Annotated in this window: 21 protein-coding genes and 1 pseudogene; 17 read left to right on the top strand and 5 right to left on the bottom strand. The window is 71.1% G+C overall.

The window, feature by feature from the left end; translation table 11 throughout:
* Positions 1 to 55 precede the first annotated feature (55 nt).
* Positions 56 to 1,171 (top strand): lytic polysaccharide monooxygenase, encoded by a 1,116-nt coding sequence (locus DFJ66_RS35180; RefSeq protein ID WP_246030028.1) that lies wholly within the window; start codon positions 56 to 58, stop codon positions 1,169 to 1,171.
* A 54-nt stretch (positions 1,172 to 1,225) separates the two neighbouring features.
* Here the strand turns inward: DFJ66_RS35180 and DFJ66_RS43675 are convergent, their stop codons facing one another.
* From DFJ66_RS43675 to DFJ66_RS35160, 5 genes and pseudogenes are all read right to left on the bottom strand, one after another.
* Positions 1,226 to 2,008 carry an energy-coupling factor ABC transporter ATP-binding protein gene (locus DFJ66_RS43675; protein ID WP_211351657.1) on the bottom strand — a complete coding sequence of 261 codons (783 nt, stop codon included), beginning with the start codon at positions 2,006 to 2,008 and terminating at the stop codon, positions 1,226 to 1,228.
* A gap of 15 nt (positions 2,009 to 2,023) precedes the next feature.
* Positions 2,024 to 2,617 (bottom strand): annotated as a pseudogene (cbiQ, locus tag DFJ66_RS43670) (cobalt ECF transporter T component CbiQ); the annotation flags it as partial.
* A 76-nt stretch (positions 2,618 to 2,693) separates the two neighbouring features.
* Complete coding sequence (locus DFJ66_RS35170; RefSeq protein WP_121227830.1) at positions 2,694 to 2,978, bottom strand: PDGLE domain-containing protein; 285 nt, start codon at positions 2,976 to 2,978, stop codon at positions 2,694 to 2,696.
* On the bottom strand, positions 2,975 to 3,664 hold the full coding sequence (locus DFJ66_RS35165; RefSeq protein ID WP_121232202.1) for an energy-coupling factor ABC transporter permease: 690 nt from the start codon (positions 3,662 to 3,664) through the stop codon (positions 2,975 to 2,977). The genes DFJ66_RS35170 and DFJ66_RS35165 overlap by 4 nt, the downstream gene beginning before the upstream one ends.
* A gap of 832 nt (positions 3,665 to 4,496) precedes the next feature.
* Positions 4,497 to 5,723, bottom strand: a complete 1,227-nt coding sequence (locus DFJ66_RS35160; protein ID WP_121227828.1) for a YncE family protein — start codon at positions 5,721 to 5,723, stop codon at positions 4,497 to 4,499.
* Between the two features lie 149 nt (positions 5,724 to 5,872).
* Between DFJ66_RS35160 and DFJ66_RS35155 the strand changes: the two genes are divergently transcribed.
* The 16 genes from DFJ66_RS35155 to DFJ66_RS35075 all read left to right on the top strand — a co-directional run bounded on the left by DFJ66_RS35155 (position 5,873) and on the right by DFJ66_RS35075 (position 25,093).
* Entirely contained in the window at positions 5,873 to 6,988 is a 1,116-nt protein-coding gene (locus tag DFJ66_RS35155) for an RsbRD N-terminal domain-containing protein (RefSeq protein ID WP_246030027.1), read from the top strand.
* Between the two features lie 27 nt (positions 6,989 to 7,015).
* Entirely contained in the window at positions 7,016 to 9,490 is a 2,475-nt protein-coding gene (locus DFJ66_RS35150; protein WP_121227825.1) for a DEAD/DEAH box helicase, read from the top strand.
* A gap of 109 nt (positions 9,491 to 9,599) precedes the next feature.
* Entirely contained in the window at positions 9,600 to 12,575 is a 2,976-nt protein-coding gene (locus tag DFJ66_RS35145) for an AfsR/SARP family transcriptional regulator (RefSeq protein ID WP_121227823.1), read from the top strand.
* Between the two features lie 137 nt (positions 12,576 to 12,712).
* Positions 12,713 to 13,489, top strand: a complete 777-nt coding sequence (locus DFJ66_RS35140; RefSeq protein WP_281276662.1) for an ESX secretion-associated protein EspG — start codon at positions 12,713 to 12,715, stop codon at positions 13,487 to 13,489.
* Positions 13,490 to 13,587: 98 nt separating this feature from the next.
* Complete coding sequence (locus tag DFJ66_RS35135; protein ID WP_121227819.1) at positions 13,588 to 13,992, top strand: hypothetical protein; 405 nt, start codon at positions 13,588 to 13,590, stop codon at positions 13,990 to 13,992.
* Between the two features lie 20 nt (positions 13,993 to 14,012).
* Entirely contained in the window at positions 14,013 to 14,570 is a 558-nt protein-coding gene (locus DFJ66_RS35130; protein ID WP_121227817.1) for a DUF3558 family protein, read from the top strand.
* 25 nt (positions 14,571 to 14,595) lie between these two features.
* A complete protein-coding gene (locus DFJ66_RS45175) occupies positions 14,596 to 16,092 on the top strand; it encodes a hypothetical protein (protein WP_147459441.1) in 1,497 nt (498 codons plus the stop codon).
* 171 nt (positions 16,093 to 16,263) lie between these two features.
* Positions 16,264 to 16,572: a hypothetical protein gene (locus DFJ66_RS35120; RefSeq protein ID WP_121227813.1), complete on the top strand. Its 309-nt coding sequence runs from the start codon at positions 16,264 to 16,266 to the stop codon at positions 16,570 to 16,572.
* Positions 16,573 to 16,605: 33 nt separating this feature from the next.
* Entirely contained in the window at positions 16,606 to 17,430 is an 825-nt protein-coding gene (locus DFJ66_RS35115) for a LytR/AlgR family response regulator transcription factor (protein WP_121227811.1), read from the top strand.
* Positions 17,427 to 17,810, top strand: coding sequence for a DUF485 domain-containing protein (locus DFJ66_RS35110; RefSeq protein WP_121227809.1), 384 nt, complete (start codon positions 17,427 to 17,429; stop codon positions 17,808 to 17,810). The genes DFJ66_RS35115 and DFJ66_RS35110 overlap by 4 nt, the downstream gene beginning before the upstream one ends.
* Positions 17,807 to 19,516: a sodium/solute symporter gene (locus DFJ66_RS35105; RefSeq protein ID WP_121227808.1), complete on the top strand. Its 1,710-nt coding sequence runs from the start codon at positions 17,807 to 17,809 to the stop codon at positions 19,514 to 19,516. The genes DFJ66_RS35110 and DFJ66_RS35105 overlap by 4 nt, the downstream gene beginning before the upstream one ends.
* Before the next feature lie 5 nt (positions 19,517 to 19,521).
* Complete coding sequence (locus DFJ66_RS35100) at positions 19,522 to 20,685, top strand: histidine kinase (protein WP_121232197.1); 1,164 nt, start codon at positions 19,522 to 19,524, stop codon at positions 20,683 to 20,685.
* A gap of 133 nt (positions 20,686 to 20,818) precedes the next feature.
* Positions 20,819 to 24,292: a hypothetical protein gene (locus DFJ66_RS43665; protein ID WP_211351415.1), complete on the top strand. Its 3,474-nt coding sequence runs from the start codon at positions 20,819 to 20,821 to the stop codon at positions 24,290 to 24,292.
* A gap of 11 nt (positions 24,293 to 24,303) precedes the next feature.
* On the top strand, positions 24,304 to 24,732 hold the full coding sequence (locus DFJ66_RS35080) for a hypothetical protein (protein WP_121227801.1): 429 nt from the start codon (positions 24,304 to 24,306) through the stop codon (positions 24,730 to 24,732).
* The gene (locus tag DFJ66_RS43115; protein ID WP_170199848.1) at positions 24,729 to 24,905 is read left to right on the top strand and encodes a hypothetical protein; all 177 of its coding nucleotides are present in this window, start codon (positions 24,729 to 24,731) and stop codon (positions 24,903 to 24,905) included. The genes DFJ66_RS35080 and DFJ66_RS43115 overlap by 4 nt, the downstream gene beginning before the upstream one ends.
* Before the next feature lie 8 nt (positions 24,906 to 24,913).
* Positions 24,914 to 25,093: a hypothetical protein gene (locus DFJ66_RS35075; RefSeq protein ID WP_121227799.1), complete on the top strand. Its 180-nt coding sequence runs from the start codon at positions 24,914 to 24,916 to the stop codon at positions 25,091 to 25,093.
* The last annotated feature ends 15 nt before the right edge of the window (positions 25,094 to 25,108 follow it).

Here is a 25,108-nt window from a genome sequence, read left to right as displayed (position 1 = left end):
GTTACAGTCGGCTCGACTGGGAGCGCTCCCAGACCTCGACGAGGAGGTAACCGACGTGACGACCCGACGATGGCTCGCCGCACTGGCGATGGCCGCCGCCGGACTGCTGGTCGCGGTGCTCCTGAACGCGTCCACGGCGTCCGCGCACGGCGCCATGATGAAACCGGGCAGCCGCACCTACCTGTGCTGGCAGGACGGCCTCGCCCCCACGGGCAACATCGTCCCGGTCAACCCCGCCTGCGACGCCGCGGTGAAGGCCGGCGGCACCAACGCGCTCTACAACTGGTTCGGCGTGCTGCGCTCGGACGGCGCCGGCCGGATGGCGGGCTTCATCCCGGACGGCAAGCTGTGCAGCGGCAACAACCCCACGTTCGCGGGCTTCGACATCGCCCGCGACGACTTCCCGGTCACGCACCTGACCGCCGGGGCGAACTTCAACTTCACCTACAACATGTGGGCCCACCACCCGGGCACGTTCCGGCTCTACGTCACCAAGGACACCTGGAGCCCGACCCGCGCCCTGGCGTGGAGCGACCTGGAGTCCACGCCGTTCCTGTCGGTCACCGACCCGCCCCGCACGGGTTCGGTGGGCACCGCGGAGGGCCACTACTACTGGAGCGGGCGGCTCCCGTCGGGCAAGTCGGGCCGGCACATCGTCTACTCGGTGTGGCAGCGGTCGGACTCGACGGAGACCTTCTACAACTGCTCCGACGTGGTCTTCGACGGCGGCAACGGCGAGGTCACGGGGGTCGGCCGACCCGGCACCCCGACCACCACGACCACCACCAGCACGACCCCGACCAGCACGACGACCACCACCTCCACCACCACGACCACCACCACCACGACCCCTCCCCCGTCGGGGTCGAACTGCATGGCGATCTACAAGATCACCGGCACCTGGCAGGGCGGCTTCCAGGGTGAGGTGGAGGTCATGAACCACAGCACCAGCCCGTACAACGGGTGGTCGGCGCGGTGGACCTTCAGCGGCGGCCAGACGATCACCAACGTGTGGAACGGCGTGAAGTCCGGCTCCGGCTCCGAGGTGGTCGTGAAGAACGCCGAGTGGAACAAGACCGTGGGCGTCGAGCAGTCGGTGAAGTTCGGCTTCACGGCCAACAACCCCGGCACCACCAACCCGCTCCCCGAGGTGACCTGCACCAGCCCGTGACGACTTGTCGGGTGGGGCGCAACGGCGCGCCCCACCCGGCGTCAGTCCAAGGCGTCAGTCCAGGCGGAAGCCGTACGGGAGTTCCAGGCGGTGGCGGGCGAGCAGGTCCGCGTCGGCCAGCAGGTCGCGGGTCGGCCCGTCCGCCACCACCACCCCGCCGTCCACCAGGACGCTGCGCGGGCACATCTGCACCGCGTACGGCAGGTCGTGGGTGACCATCAGCATCGTGCGGTCCAGGCCCAGCAACACCTCGGCCAGCTCGCGGCGGGCCACCGGTTCCAGGTTCGCCGAGGGCTCGTCCAGCACGAGGATCTCCGGTTCGCACGCCAGCACGGTCGCCAGCGCCACCCGGCGACGCTGGCCGCCGGACAGGTGCAACGGGGACCGGTCGGCCACGTCCGCCATGCCCACGGCGTCCAGCGCGGCCTGGACCCGGGCGTCGAGATCGGCGCCCCGCAGGCCGAAGTTCGCCGGCCCGAAAGCCACGTCCTGGCGCACCGTGGGCAGGAACAGCTGGTCGTCCGGGTCCTGGAAGACCACGCCCACCCGGCGGCGGATCTCCCGCAGGTGCTCCTTGGTCACCGGCAGGCCCGCGACCTCGATGCGACCGGAACCCCCGCTCAGCACGCCGTTGAGGTGCAGGACGAAGGTCGTCTTGCCCGCGCCGTTCGGGCCGAGCACGGCCACGCGCTCGCCGCGTTCGACGCGCAGGTCGATGCCGAACAGGGCTTGGTGACCGTCCGGGTAGGCGTACGCGAGCCGCTCGACCACCAGCGCCGGCGCGGTGCGCTCGACCGGCACCGGTTCCACCACCGCGCTCCCCCGCCCGTCCGGCATCCGCCCCGACCAGCCGCGCGACACCATGGCCAGGTGGACGCGCTCGCCGCGCTCGTAGGACCGGATGAACAGGCTGCCCACGCCCCGCGCGGTGGCTCCGAGCTGCCACAGGAAGCGCGGGTCGTCACCGCGGGAGATGCGGGCCACGCGCATCCGCTTGGCCTCGGCCACCACGACCTCGGCGTAGCGCAGCATCAGCGTGGCGATCGTGACCAGGACCGAGGGCAGGCGCAGGCGTTGCAGGCCCAGCAACAGGTCCTGCGGGGCGGTGGTGGCGGCCAGGGTCAGGGAGACCAGGACGCCCAGGGTGCCCTTGGCGAGGATGTTCCAGCCGGCCAGAGCCCCTTCCACCGACACCTCGACGCCCAGAACCGTCGTGTAGGGCGCGTGCCCGGTGAACGGCAGCGCGAACGCCAGCACCACGAACGGCAACTCGATCAGCGCCCGGGACGCGAACCAGCTCGGCGGGATGCGGGCGACGAACCACACAGCCGTGATCGCCAGCAGGTAGACCCCGAACGCCGCGAACGCCCCGCGCGGGGTCGCGACGACGCACAACACCGCCACCACCGCGGCAACGATCTTCACCTGCGGCGGCAGGCGGTGCACCGGCGAGTCACCCGGGCGGTGCAGAACCCCGTTCACGTCTCCCCCTCCACTTCGCAGGCGCGCACTCGGCCGGCACTCACTTGGACGGGGAACGCTTGCGCAGCAACCAGAACAGCCCACCCGCGACGACCAGCGTGAGCACCACGCCGACCACGCCCGCCAGGCCGGTGAGCCGGTCGTCGCCACCCACCGCGTAGTCCGCGAACGGCCCGCCCGCCAGCGGGTGGTCCTGGGCGTGCTCGGCGATGCCGTGCTCCTCGGTGACGAAGTCCAGCCCGTCCGGGTCGGAACTGGCGAAGTAGGACACCACGCCCGCGAGCACCAGGCTCACCACGGCGAACCAGACGAAGAACCGCTTCACGCCTTCAGCTCCAGCTTCTGCGGCACGCCGCGCAGCAGGTACACCAGGTCGGGACGAGCGGCGGCGACGGCGGTCACCGTGACGGCCGTGATCACACCCTCACCGATGCCGATCAGCACGTGCACACCCAGCACAGCGGTGGCAACAGCCCCGAACGACACCCCGCCCGCGCCACCGATCGCGTACTCGAGGACGAACCCGAAGCTCGCCAACACGGTGTTGACCAGCGCGGACAGAAAGGCGACCAACGCCAACCCACCCTTGCCGCGCTTGGCCAGACCACGCAGGGCCACGGCGGTCAGGTAGCCGACCGCGGTGCCGATCAGCGCCATGTTGGTGACGTTCGCCCCCAACGCGGTCACCCCGCCGTCGGCAAAGAACAGCGACTGCACAACCAACACGATCGTCACGCACAACGCGCCAACCCACGGCCCAACCAGGATCGCCGCCAGCGCACCCCCCAACAGGTGCCCGCTGACACCGGGCAGCACGGGGAAGTTCAGCATCTGGGTGGCGAACACGAACGCCGCCACCAGACCCGCCATCGGCGCGGTGCGGTCGTCCAGGTCCCCTCTGGCCTTGGCAAGGGCAACCCCCACCCCCACCACGGCGACCGCGACGAACAGCAGCGACGTCGGCGCGTTGAGCAGGCCGTCACTCATGTGCATGGCTACCGGTTCGGACACGGTCAACACCGTAATTGCCAACCACCCGTTGTGACCAGCTTTGTGCAACAACGCTCACCCGACACCCCGGCCAGGGACCACCCCCAGCCGTCCCGCTACCCCTCACCCTTCCAGCCCCCGCCACCAGGCGCAGCACGGCGCACCTGGGCCACGCGCAGCGCGTGCTTTCGCTTTTCGCCGCGCGCAGCGCGGTGTGCAGTGGTCCCAACCACAGGTGGAGGGCCTCGGTTCCCCCGCCGTATGGCCTGCCCGAAGGGCTACCACATTTTCCAGGGGTTGCAGCCGAAAGTTTTGCGAGGAACGAGCAAAAGTTTTAGCGGCAACCCCTGGAAAATGTGGTTGGCTCCGCCAGGCCATACGGCGGGGGAACCGACGCCCTTCACCCCCCGCTGGCGGCCTGCCGCGCGGCGAGCGCCGCTTTTGATCTTGAGAGCGCGCAGCGCGTTCGGCTTGAGAGCGAAGCGTTCCGGTTCAAAGATTAAAAGAGCCTCGCCGGCGGGCAGGCCACCAAAGATGACTCAACTGCAACGGCGGGGGCTTCTTGCTTTTGCCATCTCCGTATGGCCTGGCGGAGCCTACCACATTTTCCAGGGGTTGCCGCTAAAACTTTTGCTCGTTCCTCGCAAAACTTTCGGCTGCAACCCCTGGAAAATGCGGTAGCCCTTCGGGCAGGCCATACGGAGATGACAAAAGCAAGAAGCCCAAGTTGAGTTGTGTCCTCACCGGTGGACTGCCACCCGGCAAAGCGGGTGGACTGCCGACTCGCTGGCTTCGCCGGGGACTGCAACCCGGCAAGGCGGGTGGACTGCGTGCTCGCCGGAGGGCCGTTGTCTCAGTTGGTTGTCGGGCCGGTCCAGGTTGCGGGGACGTGGCCTAGGCGGACGCGTTGGGGGTGGTCGCCTACTGGGATGGAGGTGAGCTTTTGGCCGGTTGCGAAGTCGATTGCAGTTACCTGGTCCGCGCCGCTTTCGGAGATCACGCACGACTTGCCGTCGCCGCTGATCGTTGCCCAGTACGGCTTGGACGCCGTGATCAGCGGGCCTTCGGTCAAGGTGGTTCGGTCGATCACCGTGGCGTAGTCGTCCATGGTTCCGGCGATGCACAGTTTGGTGCCGGTGGGGTTCATGGACATGCCGTGGTGGCGTGAGTCGTTGACCCAGGTGGTGCGGTCTTCGCTGGTGGTCGGGTTTTTGGGCAGGGTCTTGGCGCGGGTGATGCGGTCGGTGGTGACGTCGTACTCCAGGAAGCCGTTGAAGAACGACACCTGGAAGTACAGCGTGGATTCGTCCGGCGTGAACGCCACCGGGCGCACCGCGTCGGACAGGTCGGAGCGGCCGAAGGCGTCCAGGCGTTGCCGCATGTCGATCACCTTCACCTGTTGGAACGTGGTGGCGTCGACGACGGTGATGAGGCGGTCGCCCTTGGTGAAGTCCAGCCAGGGTGCGTCGAGGTCGGTGTTCACCTCGCCGATCGACATGTTCCACAGCCTTGTGCCGCCATTGGTGAAGACGTTCTCGTGCGGCTTGTCGCCCGTCGAGAACTTGCCGACCTCGCGACCCGTGGTGATGTCCAGGACGTGCACGGTGTTCGAGGTGGACGCCGACACCGCGACCCGCGTCCCGTCCGGGGAGACGGTCATGTGGTCGGAGCGGAAGCCCGACACCGGGAACCGCCACCGGATCCGGCCGGTGGCCAGGTCGATCGACACCACGTCGGCGAAGCTCGGCCGGGACGCCACCACGGCGGTGCCGTCAGGGGTGGTGTACATGTCGTCGACGAACTGGTCGTGCCCCTCGCCGGGGCCGTTGCGGATGCCGAGGAAGAACGCCAGCTTCACGGGGTTGAGGTAGATCTCCCGCAGCCGTTCGTCCTTGTCGGGGACGACGTTCACGCGGGCGATCTTGGCGAAGTCGCCGCTTGCCGCGAGGACGTCGGCGGTGCCGTCCCAGTTGTTGCCGACGAACAGCACCTGGCGCAGGGGTGGTTGGGCGGTGGCCGGCGTGGAGGTCGCGAGCAGGGCGCACGCGGCGAACAGGGCCGCCGTTCGGAGTGGTCGCACGGGACACCCTTTCGGCTCTGAAGAGGTGTGGCGACCAGACAAGCGGGTTTCGGCGTTCCGGCGGTAGGGGAGCGCGCCCAACGACCCGCAAGCTCGTTGTGCCAGTGCCACAACCCACAACCCAGGGCCACGACATCGAGGGGGGCGAGGTGCGCGACGACCTGGTTCGGCGGGTGTTCCGGGAGATGGCGACGGACGGCCGTGTCGTCGAGGAGCTGGTCCGGGTGGCCCGGCGCAGCGCGGCGGACGTGGCGGCGTTGCCGGAGGCCGAGACCCGCCGGCACGTCCAGGTCCTGTTGGCCGCCGCGCTGGACTTCTTCGAGCGGGCGGGTGAGCCCGACGAGCGCCACTTCGCCGCCGCCGAAGCCTTGGGTGCCGATCGGGCGGCGCAAGGGATCTCGATCGACGGCCTGCTGCGGGGTGTTCAGGCGGGTCGGGCGGAGGCGATGAAGATCGCCATCGCACGTGGTCAGGAGGCGGGTGTGCGTCCCGAGGCGATCCTGGAAGCGGTCCTGGACATGGACCGCTACACGGGTGCGCTGGAACGGCACGTGGTCAACGGCTACCACACGGCCGAGCTGGAACTGTCCCGCACGACCCGGGACGCCGACACCCACCTCCTGCGCCGCCTCCTCCTGCACGGCGACACCCCCACCCCCGGCGAACTGCGCCGCGCCGGCCTGACCCTCGGCCACCGGTACCACTGCCTGGTCTCGGACGTCAGCGATCCCGGCCGGGCACGGGTGTTGGAACAACACCTGCGGGCCGGTGGCGGGGTGTTCGGCCTGGTGGAGGGCCGGCTGTCGGGCTTGGCGGCCCGTCTGCCCACCCCCGTGCCGGGGGTCTTGCTGATCGCGGCGCCCGCCGCGCCGCTGGACCAGGTGCACGACATCCACCCGCTGTGCGTCGCCGCGGCCCGCCTGGCGACCGGCGACGGCCTGCACCCCCTGACCGACCTGGCCGGCGAGATCGCCCTGCACGCGCAACCCGTGCTGGCCGACCTCCTGGCCGACACCCTGACCGGCCTGGACCACACCGACGACTTCCACCGCGAACTGGTCGCGACCGCGCTGGTCCACCTGGACCAAGGCCAACGCCTGGGTCACGCCGCCGCCGCACTGCACGTCCACCCGAACACCGTCCGGTACCGCCTGGATCGCCTGGCGGAACTCACCGGGCGGCCGTGGGACGACACCCCGCCCTCGGTCCTCGCCGGACTGCGTCGCTGGTGGTCCCTGCGGGTGTGGCTGGATCGGGGGGAGTGAGGGGTTACCCACTATGATCTGCCTGCGATGACTCTCACCGACCTGCTGCCGCCCACCCCCGACGCCGACCTCCTCTACGACACCTTCGCCGAGTGGGCCCAGCAGCGGGGGCTCGAGCTGTACCCCGCGCAGCAGGAAGCGCTCATCGAGATCGTCTCCGGGTCGAACGTCATCCTCAGCACGCCCACCGGCTCGGGCAAGAGCCTGGTCGCGATCGGCGCGCACTTCGCCGCCCTCGCCGAGGGCAAGCGGACCTACTACACCGCCCCGATCAAGGCGCTCGTCTCCGAGAAGTTCTTCGCCCTGATCGACACGTTCGGCGCCGAGAACGTCGGCATGATGACCGGCGACGCCAGCGTCAACGAGTCCGCCCCGATCATCTGCTGCACCGCGGAGATCCTGGCCAACATCGCCCTGCGCGACGGCACGGCGGCCGACGTCGGCCAGGTGGTCATGGACGAGTTCCACTTCTACTCCGAGCCCGACCGCGGCTGGGCGTGGCAGGTGCCGCTGATCGAGCTGCCCCAGGCCCAGTTCCTGCTGATGTCGGCGACCCTCGGCGACGTCACCTTCTTCGAGAAGGACCTCACGCGCCGCACCGGCCGGCCGACCACGACGGTCCGCTCCGCGCAGCGCCCGGTCCCGCTGAACTTCCAGTACGTCCTCACCCCGCTGCACGAGACGATCGAGGAGCTCCTGCACGGCCGCGAGGCCCCGATCTACGTCGTCCACTTCACCCAGGCCTCCGCCCTCGAACGCGCGCAGGCCCTGATGAGCGTCAACGTCGCCACCCGCGCCGAGAAGGACGCCATCGCCGCGATGATCGGCCGGTTCCGGTTCACCTCCGGGTTCGGCAAGACGCTCTCGCGGCTGGTCCGGCACGGCATCGGCGTGCACCACGCGGGCATGCTGCCCAAGTACCGCCGGCTGGTGGAGCAGCTCGCGCAGGCCGGTCTGCTCAAGGTCATCTGCGGCACGGACACGCTCGGCGTGGGCATCAACGTCCCGATCCGCACGGTCGTCTTCACCGCGCTGTCCAAGTACGACGGCACCCGGACCCGGCACCTCAAGGCGCGCGAGTTCCACCAGATCGCGGGACGCGCGGGCCGCGCCGGCTACGACACCGTCGGCACGGTCGTCGTCCAGGCGCCCGACCACGTCGTGGAGAACGAGAAAGCGCTGGCCAAGGCCGGTGACGACCCCAAGAAGCGGCGCAAGGTGGTGCGCAAGAAGGCGCCCGAGGGGTTCGTGTCGTGGAGCGACCAGACCTTCGAGCGGCTGAAGAACGCCGAACCCGAGCCGCTGACCTCCAGCTTCCAGGTCAGCCACGCGATGCTGCTCAACGTGATCGGCCGCCCCGGCGACACGTTCGCCGCCATGCGCCACCTGCTCGAGGACAACCACGCGGACCGGCCGGCGCAGCGCAAGCACATCCTGCGCGCGATCTCGATGTACCGGGCGCTGCTGGCGGCGGGCGTGGTGGAGCGGGACGGCGACCACATCCGGCTCACCGTGGACCTCCAGGTCAACTTCGCGCTCAACCAGCCGCTGTCGCCGTTCGCGCTGGCCGCGATCGAGCTGCTGGACAAGGAGTCCCCCTCCTACGCGCTGGACGTGCTGTCCGTCATCGAGTCCACTTTGGACGACCCGCGCCAGGTGCTGTCCGCGCAGGAGCACAAGGCGCGCGGCGAGGCCATCGGGGCGATGAAGTCCGAGGGCATCGAGTACGACCAGCGCATGGAGCTGCTGGAGGACGTCACCTACCCCAAGCCGCTCGCGGAGCTGCTGGAGGCGGCGTTCACCACCTACCGGCGCGGGCACCCGTGGGTGGCCGACCACCACCTGTCGCCCAAGTCGGTGGTGCGGGACATGTTCGAGCGGGCCATGACCTTCGCCGAGTACGTGTCCTACTACCAGCTCGCCCGCTCCGAGGGCCTGGTGCTGCGGTACCTGGCCGACGCCTACAAGGCGCTGCGCCAGACCGTGCCCGGTGACGCCAAGACCGAGGAGCTGTCGGACCTGGAGGAGTGGCTGGGCGAGCTGGTCCGCCAGGTCGACTCCAGCCTGATCGACGAGTGGGAGAAGCTGCGCAACCCCGCCGACGACACCGTCGTGGACGAGGCGCCGCCGGCGGTCACGCGCAACCTGCGCGCGTTCCGGGTGCTGGTGCGCAACGCGCTGTTCCGCCGCGTCGAGCTGGCCGCCCGGCGCAACTACTACGAGCTCGGCCAGCTCGACGGCGACTCCGGCTGGACCGCCGAGGACTGGCAGGAAGCGCTGGACCCGTACTTCGAGGAGCACGACGAGATCGGCACCGGCCCGGACGCGCGCGGACCGCAGCTGCTGGTGATCACCGAGGAGCCGCACCGCTGGACGGTCCGCCAGATCTTCGACGACCCCGCGGAGGACCACGACTGGGGCTTCACCGCCGAGGTCGACCTCGCCGAGTCCGACGAGGCCGGGACCGCCGCGCTGCGGATCACCGAAGTGGGCCGGCTGTAGCGCTTCGGGGCCGAACGGCGGCGAGCCGGCTGTTCGGGTCCATCCGGTGGTACTCCGGGGTGTGCCGGAGTACCAGCATGTCAAGGTCTCTACCGGGAGCGGAGGTGATGTGACCCTGTCGCAGGACGAGTTCGGGGTGCTGGGACCGCTCGTGGTCCGCCGGGGCGGCCGGGTCGTCCCGATCACCGCCGCGAAGCACCGGATCGTCCTGGCGACCCTGCTGCTCGGCGCGAACCGCTCGGTGCCCGCGAGCGACCTGATCCGCCGCGTGTGGGGCGAGCTGACGCCCGACCGCGCCGCCCAGACCCTGCCCGTGTACGTGATGCGGCTGCGCCGCGCGCTGGGCGACCCGCCGCTGATCCACACCACCCCCACCGGCTACCGCATCGACCTGCCGCGCGACGCGCTGGACCTGCACCGGTTCGCCGACCTGGCCGAGAAGGGCGCGGCGCTGGCGGCGGTGCGGGACTTCGAAGGCGCGCGGGCGGTCTACGAGCAGGCGCTGGGGCACTGGCGCGGGTCGGCGCTGGCGGACGTGCCGTCGGAGTCGCTGCACGAGACCGAGGTGCCGAACCTGACCGAGCAGCGGCTGCGGGTGACCTCCGAGCTGATCGACGTGAAGCTGCGGCTGGGCCGGTGCGACGAGGTGATCGCGGACCTGCGGCGGCTGACCGCGCAGCACCCGCTGCGGGAGCGGTTCTGGTCGCAGCTGATGGTCGCGCTGTACCGGGCGGACCGCCAGGCCGACGCGCTGGACGCCTACCGGCAGGCGTCGACGGCGCTGGCGCGCGAGCTGGGCGTGGACCCCAGCGACCGGCTGCGCGCGGTGCACCACGCGATCCTCACCGGGGACCCGTCGCTGCACCAGCCGGCCGCGGACACGTGGGCGCCGGTGTCGCAGCTGCCCGCGCCGGTCGGGAACTTCGTGGGACGGGCCGCCGAGCTGGCCCGGGTGACGGCGTTGCTGACGCGGGCGGCGGCGACCGTCGTGGTGTGCGGTCCGCCGGGGGTGGGCAAGACGGCGTTCGCGACGGCCGTGGGGCACGCCGTGCGCGACCGGTACCCCGACGGGCAGCTGTACGTGAACCTGCGCGGGCACTCGACGTCCGCGCCGCTGACCACGTCGGCGGTGCTGGCCCGGTTCCTGCGCGCGATGGGGGTGCGGGCCGACCACATCCCGGTCGACGAGGAGGACCTGGTCCGGGGCTACCGGGCGCGGCTGCGCGGCCGGCGGGTGCTGATCACGCTGGACAACGCGGCCTCGGCGGAGCAGGTGGTGCCGCTGCTGCCCGGTGAGCCGGGGTGCTCGGTCGTCATCACCAGCCGCAACGAGCTGCGCAAACCGCTGCGGGCCACGCTGGTGCGGCTGGACGTGCTGCGCGGTGACGAGGCGTGGAAGCTGCTGGCCCGGTCGCTGGGGCCGGAGGCGGCGGTGGCGCAGTTCGACGCGATCGCCGAGCTGGCGAGGCTGTGCGGCTACCTGCCGCTGGCGCTGCGCATCGCGCTGGGCAACCTGATCGGGTCGGCCCACCTGGACATCGAGTCCTATGTGGACGAGCTGCGCGGCGGTGACCGGCTGGCGGCGCTGGCCGTGGACAACGACGACACCGCCGCCATCCGCCGGGCGTTCGACCTGTCCTACGCGGCCCTGCCCGAGGACGCGGCCCGGCTGTTCCGGCTGGCCGGCCTGGTGCCCGGTCCGGACTTCAGCGCGGCGGGCGCGGCGGCGCTGCTGGACGCCCCGGTGGAGGAAGCCGCGCGGCTGCTGGGGGAGCTCGCGTCGGCGCACCTGGTGCAGCGGGTCGGGGCGGACCGGTTCGTCCTGCACGACCTGCTGCACGACTACGCCGCCGACCGCGCCGAGTTCGAGGGCGACGACTGCGCCGCGGCCCGCCGCCGGCTGTTCGACTGGTACCTGCGCACGGCGGTGGAGGTCGGCAACGTCCTGTACCCGGAGCTGAGCCTGTCCCCCGCGGCCGGTCCTCCGACCATGACCGCCGACGCCGCGCGGGCGTGGCTGACCGCGGAACGCCCGAGCGTCCTGGCCGCCACCGAGCACTGCGCGGTCCACGGCCCGCTGCCGCTGTCGTGGCGGCTCATCGACGCCGTCAGCGGCTACTTCGGCTCCCACGGGCACCACGTCGAGTTCGTGCACGCCATCGACGCGGCGCTGGGCGCGGCGCGCAAGGCCGGCGACCACGACGCCGAGACGTCCATGCTGGTGTGGCTCGCCGCCGAGCACCGCAACCTCGGCGACCTGCGCGGCGCCCAGCGGTTCCTGCGCGAGGCGTCGCCGTCCGGCCGGACGCTGTGGCTGCACTCGGGCCTGGACGGCGTGGTGAACCTGGAGCTGGGCGACTTCCCGGCCGCCACCGCGTCCTTCACCCGGCTGATGGACCTCAGCGCGGCCCTCCCGGACGTCCCGCACGTCCGGATCGCCGCCCTGGCCGGGCTGGGCGCGTTGCACATGATGAAGGGCGAGGTGCCGCAAGCGGTCACCCTCCTGTCCGAGGGGCTGGAGCTCGCCAGGACGGCCGACGGGGAGAACCTGGAAGCCGCGTGCGCCTCCCTGCTGGGCCGCTGCCACACGGTGAGCGGCGACTACGCGCAGGCGGTGGGCCTGATCAGGCACGCCCTGGCCAACTGGTACCGGACCGGGGTCCGCCACGCCCGCGCGGAGGGGATGGCGCACCTGGCCACGGCGTTGTGCCTGGCGGGCGAGCACGCCGAGGCGCTGCGGACGGCGCAGCGGGCGTTGGCGCTGGTCCAGGAGCTGGGCGGCAGTCCGCGGATCGAGTCCGAGGTGCACAACGCGCTGGGGCTGGTCCTGCGGCACCTGGGCAAGCCGGGGCGGGCGGTGGCCGCGCACGTCCGGGCGTTGGAGCTGGCCACGGCGTGCGACTACCGGTACGGAGTGGTGCGGTCGCACGTCCACCTGGTTCGGGCGATGGCCCACGACGGCCGCAAGACCGACGCGCTGCGCCACGCCCGGATCGCCCACGACCTCGCGGTGACCAGCGGGTTCGGCAGTTTCGTCCGCACCGTCGAGACCATGCTCACCGAACTGGGCGCTCCTCTGCGCTAACCGCCCTCCGCAGCGGGTGGATGCGCTTTTCGGGGGAAAGTCCCCCGTGACGCTCCGCCGATGACTCATGACTGACAGTATGTCGCCCGGACGCGCGCGGTGGAGGGCCGCCGCAACCGACGAGGAGTGGGTCACGGGTGCAGGGGGAGATCGTCTGTTCCTTCGCGGCGCTGGATGTGCTCGGTGAGGCCTTGGGTACCGATGTGCGACGGTTCCCCTTCTCGATCCCGCACCTCGGCGCGACCAGGGAGGACCGGCTCCGGCTGGTCGAAGCCGTGCACCAGGACCTGGTCGCGCGCACCCTGGTCCGAAACGGCCGGTTCGTGCCGGAGTTGGTGGAGGCGTTGCACGTGTTCACCCGCGGGCACCTGACGATCGCGTTGGTCGGCACCGCGGGCGAGTCCCAGCCCACGGCGCTCGCCGTGACCGATGGCCGCACGGGAGTGGTCGCCGAGCAGCAGGTCGAGACGGTCGTGTTCCGGCCGTGCGGGCCCGACGCGATCGTGCCCGGTCTGCTGCGCCTGCTGCCCCCGATGCGACCTGGTCCAGGCGCCTCGGTCACAGTCACCGACACCTCGACACCCGCGCGACGGCGAGTGGAGGAGGACTTCTCCGAGATGACCTTCCGCACTCGGGTGAAGGCCACCGGTTCCTCGCCGGCCGGGCAGCGGGCCGCAGCCGAGGAGGTCCTGCGCCGTCCACGCCTGGGTGCTGGGTACTTCCTCGTCTCGGCGCGCGGCCGCAACGGCCGGGACACGCAGTTGGGGACGGTCAACTACCTGGACACCGATGCCGGCCGCTATGCGGTCATCCCCACCACCGCTCCGGACGGGCAACTCGCGGCCACGTACACGCCCGCCGACCAGGCCGCGCTCGAACGGCACCTGAACCGGATAGTCGACCGGCACCGGTAACGGAGACACCGGCGGTAGGGGTGGGTCGGAAGGATCCGGGGACGCGGATGGCGACTACTTGTTACCGTTGGACAACGCAGCGTAGAGAGGGATCAGGGATGTCGGATGCGCTCTTCGCCGGGCTGCGGGGCATCAGCGATGCGGCAGCCAGTTTCTCGACCTTGGTCGCCGGTGGTGTCGGCGTCAACGAACACGGCGGCCAGGCGCTGATCAAGGCCATCGACAAGATGCTCGATGGAGTCACGCGGGCTCTTCGACAATCGCACATCATCGGCCAGGAACCACCCCTGGGTACGACCCCGGCGGCGCAGGTCTACAAGCCCTACTTGGCGACCATCGCCACCGACCCGGTGCAGGGCTTCATCACCGCCGCGCAAGAGCTCAAGGAGAAGCTGGTGCAGATGCGCTCGGACGTGGAGCAGGCGATGGCCGTCTACCAGACAACCGAACAGGACAACGAACAGCGCTTCGCCATGCCCGGTGGCCCCACTCTCTCAGCCTGACCGACCAGGGATACGGACTCGTGAACTCTCGAATCGTCCTGACCAGCCTCGCTGCCGCCGCTCTGGTCGTCATGACCGCGTGCACCGCATCCACCTCCGGTGATGCAAAGCCGGCACCGGACACCGGCGGCTCTACTTCCAGCAAGGACACCGGCAGTTCGACCAGTTCGTCGACCTCGACCAAGGCAAGCGGTTCGCTGGCCGACACCGACCCGTGCAGCCTCCTCAGCAGAAGCGAAGCGGAGCGGGTAGTCGGTCCTCTCAAGGAAGAACCCAAGCCGGAGAAGATCGGCTCCTCGCGAGGCTGCGCATTCACACCCGATCGAGCCAGCCTCTCGGTGGGCATCCGGGCGAATGTGGGACTTTCCGCCTTGCTGCCGAACGGTGGCGAGATCAAGGACATCACCGTCGGGCAGCACCAAGCGAGGCAATTGTTGGACGCAACCGGTAGTTGCGGCATTTACCTCGGCGTCACTTCGTCCTCGCGGGTCGAAGTCGTCCTGAACACGGCCACGTCGAACGATCCGTGTACGCCTGCGCTGAGAATCGCTGAACTCGTCGAGCCGAAGTTGCCGTAGGGCCGTTGCCTGGAGGGTTGTGGGGATGAACGAGGGAGCACCGGGCAGACCATCCGACGTATACACGCGCTACGGCGTGCAGCGGCATGCGGAGGTGCAGACCGGTCAGCAGATCCAGGAGCAGGTCTCCGCCGAGGTGCGGGCGCGGTACGGCTCGTACGGGCCGTTCGTGGGGATGGTGATGCAACTCGTCGAGGCACCGCACCGGGTGAACGACGTGCTGGACGCTCAGGCGGCGCGGCTCAAGGAGCAGGTGCTGACGCGGTCGGCTCCCCAGCAGCCGGACGCGCACTACATCGGCATCCCGCACCAGCAGTTGTACGAATCGGTCAACAACGGCGTCGACCCGGGTCCGATCGGCGAGATCGCCGTTGTCTGGACCGAGATCGGCAACGAGCTCGCGACGTTCAACGACGAGGTCGTCGCCGCCATCGGGAGCAGTGAGACCAACTGGACCGGCGAGGCCGGTGACCGCGCGCGGCAGGCGCTGGCCGACATGGGCAACCGCGCGGCCGAGACCGGCACCGCCGCGCAGCTCGCGGGGACGCTGTTCACCCAGCAGGCACGAGCGCTGAGCGACGTGAAGAACAACGTGCCCCGGCCACCCGCGCAGCCCTTCGACCCGGCGGCGGCGCGCGAGCGGTTGATGTCGATCACCGACCCGATCCAGTTCATCCGCCAGGCGGCGGCGGACCAGGCGGCGTTCCACCAGCAGCAGGCCGACCACGAACAGGCCGCGCGGGCGGTGGAGACCTACGACCGCACCGTGGCGCAGACCGCCGCGGCGCAACCGGCGTTCGCGCCCGAGCCGGCCGCCACGCGGAACGACCCGGCTGAACCCGCCAGGCCGCCGATCGCGCCGAACCCCGGTTTCACCGCTCAGGACGACACGCCACCTCCGAGGGTCGGCGACGCCACCACCGACACCTCGTGGACGGCACCGCCGACGCTGGGCGACAACACCACGAACACCAGCGGGCTCAAGGACCTCGCCGGCACCCCGCTCCCCCCGGCGAACCAGGGCAGCACCAACCAACCCGGCGGCCACAACCAGCCCGGCGGTACCAACCAGCTTGGCGGTACCAACCAGCTTGGCGGCCAGTACCTCACTGGCCCGAATCCTCCGGCAGGCCGCGGCCAAGGCGCCAGAGGACCGCAGCACAACCTCGGCGGCGGACCCGGTGGCCGCGCCGGTGGCGGCGGTACGGGTGGCGGACGGGTGCCGGGCACCACCGGCCCCGGTAACCCCGCCGCCGTCAAGGGGTTCGGTCCCGGAGGCTCGGCCGGTGTCATGGGCGGACACGAGGCAACCGCGGCACGCGGTGGTGCGATGGCCACCGGTGCCGCGGCACGTGGTGGCGGCGCGGCCGGTGGTGTCGGCGGTGTGGGCGCCGGCGCCGCCAAGGGACAGGGTGGCGAGGACATCGAGAGGAACACCCCGTCCTACCTGATCAACGAGGACAACGGTGACGAGATCGTCGGCGACCTGGGCTTGGTGTCACCCCCGGTGATCGGCGGATGACGGCAAGGCGTCGGCGCTCCCCCACTCCGGCAGCCGCCACGACCGGGTGCCGGCGGTGAGGGGAAGATCACCGGCGGCCAATCGAGACCACTGCCCGAACGGTTGACCGGTGGTCCGGGCGGGGGCAGCATCGGGCATTCGGTGGGTGGTGCGGATCGGTGGGGGCGGTCTATGGGGGTCGATCCGCAGGTCGAGCTCGCGGCGCTGCAGGGGGACGTGCCGCGGTCGTCCGCTGAGCTGGTGGAGCGGCTGACCGAGCTCGCCCGGTTCGCCAGTCGGTGGTCCGACCTGGTCAGTGAGCTGCAGGAACCCACTCGGCGGCTGGTCGGCACGGCTGCCGCGGCCTCGGTGGCGGTGGCGGCTCGGCGGGCCGAGGAGGCGTTCCTCGAGCTGGAGGTCACGCTGGGTGATGCCCAGGCCGCGCGGCGGACATTGCCCTCGGTGGGGATGAAGAGCGAGGATGACCAGCCGGTGGTCTAATCGCCGACGCCGTCGAAACCGCATTGGAATTCCATGACGTCAGGACTTCCCTGTCCGATCTGTGAAGGGCCGGAGCGCCGCGGGGCGCTGGAGCGCAGGCTCCGCGTCCTCGCCGTGGACGACGAGGCGCCCGCCCTGGACGACCTGGTCTACCTGCTCAAAGCGGATCCCCGGATCGGGCACGTCGAAGCCGTCACCGACGCCACCAAGGCCCTGCGCACGCTGCACGCCGGGCAGGGGGTGGACGCGGTCTTCCTGGACATCCGGATGCCCGGCCTGGACGGGCTGGACCTCGCCCGGGTGCTGTCGCGGTTCGCCCAGCCGCCGCCGATCGTGTTCGTCACCGCGCACCAGGAGCCCGCCGTCGAGGCGTTCGAGCTCAAGGCGCTGGACTACCTGCTCAAACCCGTCCGGCCGGAGCGGCTGGCCGAGTCCGTGCACCGGATCGTGCACGAGGTGCTGGACCTCAAGACGGCCGAGCCCGCCCCGGCGCCCGCCGAGAAGACCCCGGACGTGGGTGACGAGGTCATCCCGGTCGAGCTGGGCGGCATCACGCGGTTCATCCGGCTGGCCGACATCCGGTACGTCGAGGCCCACGGCGACTACGCCCGCCTGCACACCGCCACCGGCAGCGGGCTGGTGCGGGCCGCGCTCAACGGGCTGGAGGAGCGGTGGCGGTCGGCCGGGTTCGTGCGGATCCACCGCAGCCACCTGGTCTCCCTCGGGCACATCGACGAGCTGCGGCTGGAGGACGGGCACCTGAGCGTCAACATCGGCGGCGCGGTGCTGCCGGTCAGCCGTCGGCACGCCCGGCACCTGCGGCAGCTGCTGGTCCGGCGCAACCGGCAACCGTCATGAGCACCCCGGACAAGCCCACCCAGCGGGTCGTGGTGACCAGTCCGCGCACCCGTGCGCCGCGCGTGCCCCGGCCCTACCCGGCGTCGCGGGAGATCGACGAGCAGAGCGAGCTGGGCGCGGTCTACATGCGGTCGCTGATCCGGACCCAGCGGCGGCTGGGGCTGCTGCTGTGCGCGGTGGTGGGCGGGAGCGTCGCGGCGTTGCCGCTGGTGTTCACGCTGGTGCCCGCGGCGACCTCGCAGCGCCTGGTGGGGCTGCCGCTGCCGTGGCTGCTGCTGGGCGTGCTGGTGTTCCCGGTGTTCGTGCTGGCCGGGTGGTTCTACGTGCGGCAGGCCGAGCGCGGCGAGCGGGAGTTCGCGGAGCTGGTGGAACGTTCGTGACCAGCTCGTACGGCATCATCGCGGTGGTCGTGGTCGCGTTCGGCACCGTGCTGGTGGGCACGTACGGACTGCGGATCTCCCGGACGACCTCGGACTTCTTCGTCGCCTCCCGGACGGTGTCGCCGTGGTGGAACGCCTCGGCGATCGGCGGGGAGTACCTGTCGGCGGCGTCGTTCGTGGGCATCGCCGGGCTGATCTTCGCGCACGGACCGGACATGCTGTGGTTCCCGGTCGGCTACACCGCCGGGTACCTGGTGCTGCTCGCCCTGGTCGCGGCCCCGCTGCGGCGCAGCGGCGCGTACACGCTGCCCGACTTCGCCGAGGCCCGGTTCGGCTCGCCGACCGTGCGCGCGGTGGCCAGCGTGATCGCGCTGGGCATCGGGTGGCTGTACCTGCTGCCGCAGTTGCAGGGCGCGGGCCTCACGCTGCACACGCTGACCGGGGCGCCGGACTGGGTGGGCGCGCTGGTGGTGGCCGTGGTGGTGACGGCGAACGTGATCGCGGGCGGGATGCGCAGCATCACGTTCGTGCAGGCCTTCCAGTACTGGCTCAAGCTGACCGCGATCACCGTGCCGGTGGTGTTCCTGGTCGCGGCGTGGCACGCGCACGGCGCTCGGGACCTGACCGGGCCGGAGTTCCCGGAGTTCCCGCGCGAGACCACCGTCTCCTTCGACACCACCACGTCCGTGCGCGTCGAGGAGCCGGTGGAGTTCGTCGGTTCCGGCGTCGTGGACGGCGCGGAGGTGGACGGGCCGGCCGGGTTCGGGGTGGGCGAACACACCATCGCGGCGGGCTCGCGGCTGGTGTTCCCGGCGGGCGCGCCGGTGCCGCACGTGACGTCGATCCCGTTCAACAACAACGAGACCTGGGCGCTGCCGCTGCGCGGCGGCGACGACTTCCCGCTGTACGCGGTGTACTCGCTGATCATCGCGACCTTCCTGGGCACGATGGGCCTGCCGCACGTGATCGTCCGCTTCTACACCAACCCGAACGGGCGGGCGGCGCGGCGGACGACGCTGATCGTGCTGGGGCTGCTGGGGATCTTCTACCTGATGCCGCCGATCTACGGCGCTCTCGGCCGGCTCTACACGCCGGAGCTGCTGATGACCGGGGACACCGACGCGGTGGTGCTGGTGCTGCCCAGCCGGATGGTGGACGGGGCCGGCGGGCAGCTGCTGGGCGCGCTGGTGGCGGGCGGGGCGTTCGCGGCCTTCCTGTCGACGTCGTCGGGGCTGATGGTGTCGCTGGCGGGGGTGCTGAGCCGGGACGTGCTGCGGTTCCGGGGCATCCGCGGGTTCCGGGTGTCCACGGTGCTGGCCGTGCTGGTGCCGTTGAGCATGACGTGGCTGGTGGGCAAGGTGCCGGTGGCGGACATGGTGGGGCTGGCGTTCGCGGTGGCGGCGTCGTCGCTGTGCCCGTTGCTGGTGCTGGGGATCTGGAGCACGCGGATCACCACCGTGGGCGCGGTCGCCGGGATGCTGGCCGGGGGCGTGCCCGCGCTCGTGGCGGGTCTGGTGACGATCAGCGCGGGCGGCGGCAACGTGTTCCTGGCGCGGCCCGCCGCGTGGACCGTGCCGCTGGGGTTCGTGACGATGTACGTGGTGTCGCTGCTGACACCGCGCAAGGTGCCGCCGGGGGTGAACCACGTGATGGTGCGGTTGCACGCGCCGGAGAACCTGGGTCTGCGCAGTCAGGACCGGCTGTGACGGGCATGTGGACGGCCGGGGCGGTGCTGCTCGCCGGCCTCGCCGTGGTGATCACCCTGTGGCGGACCTCCCGCGCCCGCAACGACTTCCTGACCCAGGAGCAGCGGATCACGTTCGAAACCCTGCACACCGCGTGGTCGGCCGCTCCCCCGCTGCGCGCCGGGCTGGTGCCGGACGCGGCGAAGAAGTCCGCCAAGCACCTGCGCACCCTGCTGGGCACGCCCGCGCTGGCGTTGACCGACGAGACCGAGGTCGTGGCCTGGGAGGGCGGCGGCGAGCACCACGCGGCGGAGGCGATGGACCTGGCGCGGGACGTGTTCGCGACCGGGCGGACGCGGGCGTTCGACCTCACGTGCGGCACACCGGACTGCCCGGTGCACTCGGCGGTGCTGGCCCCGTTGACCGTGGAGGGCCGGGTGGTCGGCGTGCTGGCCGCGTACAGCCGGGAGCCGTCGGCCGGGCTGGTGCGGGCCACCAACGAGGTCGCGCGCTGGGCGTCCGGGCAGCTGGAACTGGCCGAACTGGACCGGTCGCGGACCCGGCTGGTGGAGGCGGAGGTGCGGGCGCTGAGGGCGCAGATCTCGCCGCACTTCATCTACAACTCGTTGTCCGCCATCGCCTCTTATGTGCGCACCGACCCGGAGAAGGCGCGCACGCTGCTGCTCGACTTCGCCGACTTCACGCGGTACTCGTTCCGGAGGGCGGGTGATTTCACCACCCTGTCGGAGGAGCTGAAGTCGATCGACCAGTACCTGGCGCTGGAGCGGGCGCGGTTCGGGGAGCGGTTGAAGGTGACGCTGCAGATCGCGCCCGAGGTGCTGCCGGTGACCGTGCCGTTCCTGTGCCTGCAACCGCTGGTGGAGAACGCGGTCCGGCACGGCATGGAGGGCAAGGTCGGTCCGGGGCACATCACCATCCACGCCGCCGACGCGGGCGAGGAAGCGCACATCACCATCGAGGACGACGGCATCGGCATGGACCCCGAGGCGTTGCGCAGGACGCTGGCCGGCCAGGTCGGCGAGACCGCGGGCATCGGCCTGGGCAACATCGACGAGCGCCTGAGGCGCTGCTACGGCGACGACTACGGCCTGGTCGTGGAGACCGCGCAGGGGTTGGGCACGAAGATCAGCGTGCGGGTGCCGAAGTACCAGGCGGGCGTGCACGCCTGATAGTTCTTTTGGCCGAACCGGAACCCTCTCCGGCTCCTTTGCGTCAGTGTTGACGACCAGTGGCAGGCTTGGGGGAGGGCAGCGCCTTGGCGTTCGGTGACGTGCACGGTTCCGGTTCGCAGGGGTGGATCGGATGACCGGTCCGAAGAACCCCCTGGTCGCCGCGCCGCCCGCCGAGCCGGGCGGGGTGTTCAACGCCGGCACCGGTGACAACGGGTGGGCGACCGGTATTTCCATCGCGGAGTCGGCGATGGACACGTTCAACGGGATCAAGGACGGGAACTGGATCGAGGCCGGCCTGGGGATGGTCGGCTTGGCCGCGGATGCGGCGGCGATGGCGATCGATCCGTTCGGGACGTTGATGTCGTCGGCGGCGTCGTTCCTGATGGAGCACGTGCAGCCGTTGAAGGACATGTTGGACTGGCTGGCCGGGAACCCGCCGGTGATCGAGTCCTACGCCACGACCTGGAACAACGTCGGCACCGAACTGGGCAAGATCGCCGAGGACTACAAGGCGGCGGTGGCGCGGGGGACGGCCGGTTGGGGTGGTGCTGCGGCTGCGCAGTACCTGACCAATGCCTCGGCGCACGGTGACGCCCTGACCGGTGCCGCTTCGGCGGCGGGGACGGTGGGCACGGTCGTCGGGATGATGGGCATGGTCGTCGGGTTCGTGCGCGAGATGGTGCGCGACCTGATCGCCGACCTGGTGGGGAAGTTGATCGCCTGGGTGTTGGAGGCGGTGTTCTCGCTGGGGTTCGGGACGCCGGTGATCGTGGCGCAGGCGGTGACGGCGATCTCGAAGTGGGCGGCGAAGATCGCGAAGATCATCCAGGACTTGTTGAACACCATCAAGAAGGTCTCGCCGATGCTGAAGCGTCTGGTCGAGGTGTTCGAGAAGGTGATGAAGGTCCTGGGCAAGATCGCCGGCAAGGCGACCGGGTTGGACGTGCTGGACCCGAAGAACATCAAGAAGGGCGGCTTCCTCCAGACGGGGAAGGCCGACGTCGACACGCCCAACGGCTCCACCGGCCACGGCGACACCGACACCCCCGACTCGAACACCCCCGACTCGAACACACCGGGCTCGAACACGCCGGGCTCGAACACGCCGGGGTCCGATACACCCGGATCGTCTACTCCGGCGTCGAACACTCCCGGGTCGAGTCGGCCGAACGACACCACCGGGACCTCCAGCGCCACCCCGACCGTGGACCGACCACGTCCGGGTGACCCGACGGATGTGCCGCCGCCCGCGCCGCGCCCCGGCCGCACCCCGGACTCGTCCCCGTCACCGGAGGGCGGCACCACTCTCCCCGGCCAGGGCAACCCCCGCGCCGGTGCGCCTTTGGGCGAGCATCGCGGCGGTCCGGGCGGCAACACCCCCTCTGGCAACACCCCGGTCGGCCACACCCCGGTCGGCGAGCACCGCGGCGGCCCCGGCGGTCAGCCCGCGCCGACCAGCCACAACAACGGCCCGGGTAGCGGTTCGCACGGTGGCGGGTCGCCCGGCGGCCCGAACGGTTCCGCACCCCACGCTCCGGCGCCGACCAGGCACGACCAGACCTCGGCCGCGGCAGCCACCCCGCACGCCCCCACCCGCCCCGACCAGCCCCACGCCCCCGCCAACCCCGGTCCGCACTCGACCGGCGGGGCACCCACCGGCATGCCGGGCGGCGGCATGCCGGGCAACCACGCTCCCGGCGGCCACGCCCCCGGCGGCAACCCGCCCGGTGGCGGTGCTCCGGGCGGCGGCCCGCGTCCGGGCGGCGGTGGCGGCTGGACCGGCACCCCGGGCAACCGCGGCGACCTGGGCTCCGGCATCCCCCAGGCCCGCACCCCGGAACCCCCACGCCCCTCAACCGCTCCCGGCCACACCACGCCGAGCCACACAGCACCCAGCCAGGCAGCACCCAGCCACACAGGTCCCAGCCACGCAGGCCCAGGTCACGCCAACCCGCCTCACAGCAACACCGGCCCCGGCAACGTCGGCCCAAGCCACTCCAACCCCGGCCCCAACACCCCGGGCACGCCGCGACCCCACGCCCCTGGCCCGGCCCACAGCCGCCCCGGCCCCGTGCACAACGGACCACCCCAGGCCGGCCCCCACACCTCGCACCGCCCGGACGCACCCCCGCACCGCCCGGACGCGCCCCACCCCGCCAACACCCCGGCCCCGCGCCGCGACCCCCAAACCTGGACCCCGCCCCACCGCGACCCCGACACCACCCCGAACCACGGCCGTCCGGACGCCAACCACCCCGACGCCAACCACCCGAACCCGAACCACCCGGATCCGACCCACCACGCCGACCCGACCCACCACGCGGACCGCCCCGACATCGACGAGGCGCACGCCCGGCACGGCGAGACCACCCCCTCGGGCATCTCCCACCACCGCGGCGACCCCGACATGGGCGACCTGCCCCACCGCGTCCCGCCCGACCCCCGCTACTTCACCGCCGACGTCCACATCACCCCCGACGGCCACGCCCGCATCGGCAACCACACCTACACCCCCGAGCACTACGGCGACCTGCTGCGCCGCAACGGCTGGGACGGCACAACCCCCATCCGCCTCATCGGCTGCGACGCCGGCACCAACGACTTCGCCCGCCGCCTGTCCCACCACACCGGCGCCGACGTCCTCGCCCCCACCAAACCCGCCTGGACCGACAGCACAGGCCGCGTCTACACCAGCGACGCCCAACTCGGCCCCGACGGCAACCGCCACCCCAAAATCCCACCCAACGGCGAATGGGAAACCCACCACCCCGACGGCACCCGCACCAAAACCAGCCAAGACGGCTACGTCCCCGGCACCCCCGACCACCACCGCACCGACCACACCGACACCGACGACGCCCGCGACCGTGGCCGGCGCGGCCTGTACGACCAGCAGAAGTGGGGTGACAACCCCGCTACCGGCAAGCCGTGGACGCCGGACGAGATCGACGCGGCGCGCCGGAAGCTGATGGACGTCGAGGACACCAACCGCATGCGGCGCGAGTTGGACCGGTTGGGGCTCAATGTCGACCCGGAGACCATCAGGTCGATCAAGAAGTACCTCTTCGACAGTCCGGGCATCGCGATGAGCCACGACAACTACTCCGCCTGGCGCAGGCTGACCTCGGGTCGGGGGTCGGTGATGGACGCCCAGTTCATCGCGCACGAGGCTGCCGAGCAGCGGCGACTGCGGGAAATCGGCAACCGCACCGGTTTCGACCACCACGGCCGCGGCTACGACGACATGTCGAAGGCTCAGCAGGCTGCGTGGAGATCGGATCACGACAGGGCTTACATGGAGGCACACCGTGCCGCTCTGGAGGAGGAGTACGACTTCCTGGCGCGCAAGGTCGAGGAGCTGACCAACGGCCAGGTGCCGATGTCGAGGTCGCTGGCCGCGGTCGCGGACCGGCGAGCTGAGGGGCGTGACCACATGGTCGTCGACGGCATGCGCATGGCAGACCACTCGAACTACCCCCGCTGGCAGGAGCGCGCGGAGAGCCGGGTGCAGATCGGCAGTAGGGTTGCCGAGAGGCTCGGTCTGCCGCCGAACCCGCGCGTCGTGGACGTCGTCGATGCGGTTCGCCGGCATCGGGCCGAGTGAAGGGAACACGCATGCTCACCGATGACGAACTGCACGAGATCGTCGACATGCTGAACGCGTCCGACGCGCACCGCCGGACCACCATGCTCGGGGTTCTCGCGCAGGATCCCAGCGGCGACTCGCGCCTGCTGCCCGCCGTGGAGGCACTGCTGGCCGACGACACCCCGGACCTGATCAGCATCCCGATGCTGTTCGGCGAAGTCCGCTGGCTCGCCGCGCACGCCCTCGCCGCCGAAAGGCGAGCCGCCGGCGTGCCCACGGCGGTCGAGTTGCCGGGCGTCCCGGAACCGCTCACCTCGGACGAGTTGTCGAACTTGGTCGACCGAGCCGGCCTTCCGCGCAGGGGCGGTGTGGACGGGATGCTGACGTCGTTCGCCGCGCTGCGCGAACGTGGCCTGTTGCCGGTGACCGATCTGCGCCTGCCGGTCGAGCCGGGTTGAGCGCACTGGCCCCTCGGGAACAGATCCGCGCGACGTTCGACCGCGTCCTGGCGGAGGGGCTGAAGGCGGAGTCGGTGGCTGGGACGTCCGACGAGCAGATCGACGCCTGGGCCGCCGCGCAGGGGGTCGACACCGTGCCGGCGGCGGTGCGGATCGTCGGAGTTGTCGGGTAATTCGAGGGGTGGAGAAGGTGACGGAGCGGTGTAAGCGGCAGGCGTTGGCCACGTTGTCCGATTTGCCCTACTGGTTCGACGGCACCGCGCCGAGCATGAAGCAGTATCGATCGCGGCTGCGGCTCATGCGCAAACAGGGCTCGAAGCTCGTGCCATCGTGGGGCGACTACATCCGGCTCGACGAGTGAGCAACGGATTCGCGC

It is taken from the genome of Saccharothrix variisporea, from assembly GCF_003634995.1.
GTDB lineage: Bacteria > Actinomycetota > Actinomycetes > Mycobacteriales > Pseudonocardiaceae > Actinosynnema > Actinosynnema variisporeum.
Note: the sequence above shows the minus strand (reverse complement) of the source record. Positions and strands in the feature narration are given on the sequence as shown.

What these genes read in the sequence shown, in the direction of transcription:
- DFJ66_RS43665 (WP_211351415.1), top strand. Translation starts at nt 20,819, where the DNA reads ATGACCGGTCCGAAGAACCCCCTGGTCGCCGCGCCGCCCGCCGAGCCG.
- DFJ66_RS45175 (WP_147459441.1), top strand. Translation starts at nt 14,596, where the DNA reads ATGAACGAGGGAGCACCGGGCAGACCATCCGACGTATACACGCGCTAC.
- DFJ66_RS43675 (WP_211351657.1), bottom strand. Translation starts at nt 2,008, where the DNA reads ATGCCGGACGGGCGGGGGAGCGCGGTGGTGGAACCGGTGCCGGTCGAG.
- DFJ66_RS35135 (WP_121227819.1), top strand. Translation starts at nt 13,588, where the DNA reads ATGTCGGATGCGCTCTTCGCCGGGCTGCGGGGCATCAGCGATGCGGCA.
- DFJ66_RS35115 (WP_121227811.1), top strand. Translation starts at nt 16,606, where the DNA reads ATGACGTCAGGACTTCCCTGTCCGATCTGTGAAGGGCCGGAGCGCCGC.
- DFJ66_RS35110 (WP_121227809.1), top strand. Translation starts at nt 17,427, where the DNA reads ATGAGCACCCCGGACAAGCCCACCCAGCGGGTCGTGGTGACCAGTCCG.
- DFJ66_RS35080 (WP_121227801.1), top strand. Translation starts at nt 24,304, where the DNA reads ATGCTCACCGATGACGAACTGCACGAGATCGTCGACATGCTGAACGCG.
- DFJ66_RS35150 (WP_121227825.1), top strand. Translation starts at nt 7,016, where the DNA reads ATGACTCTCACCGACCTGCTGCCGCCCACCCCCGACGCCGACCTCCTC.
- DFJ66_RS35120 (WP_121227813.1), top strand. Translation starts at nt 16,264, where the DNA reads ATGGGGGTCGATCCGCAGGTCGAGCTCGCGGCGCTGCAGGGGGACGTG.
- DFJ66_RS35100 (WP_121232197.1), top strand. Translation starts at nt 19,522, where the DNA reads ATGTGGACGGCCGGGGCGGTGCTGCTCGCCGGCCTCGCCGTGGTGATC.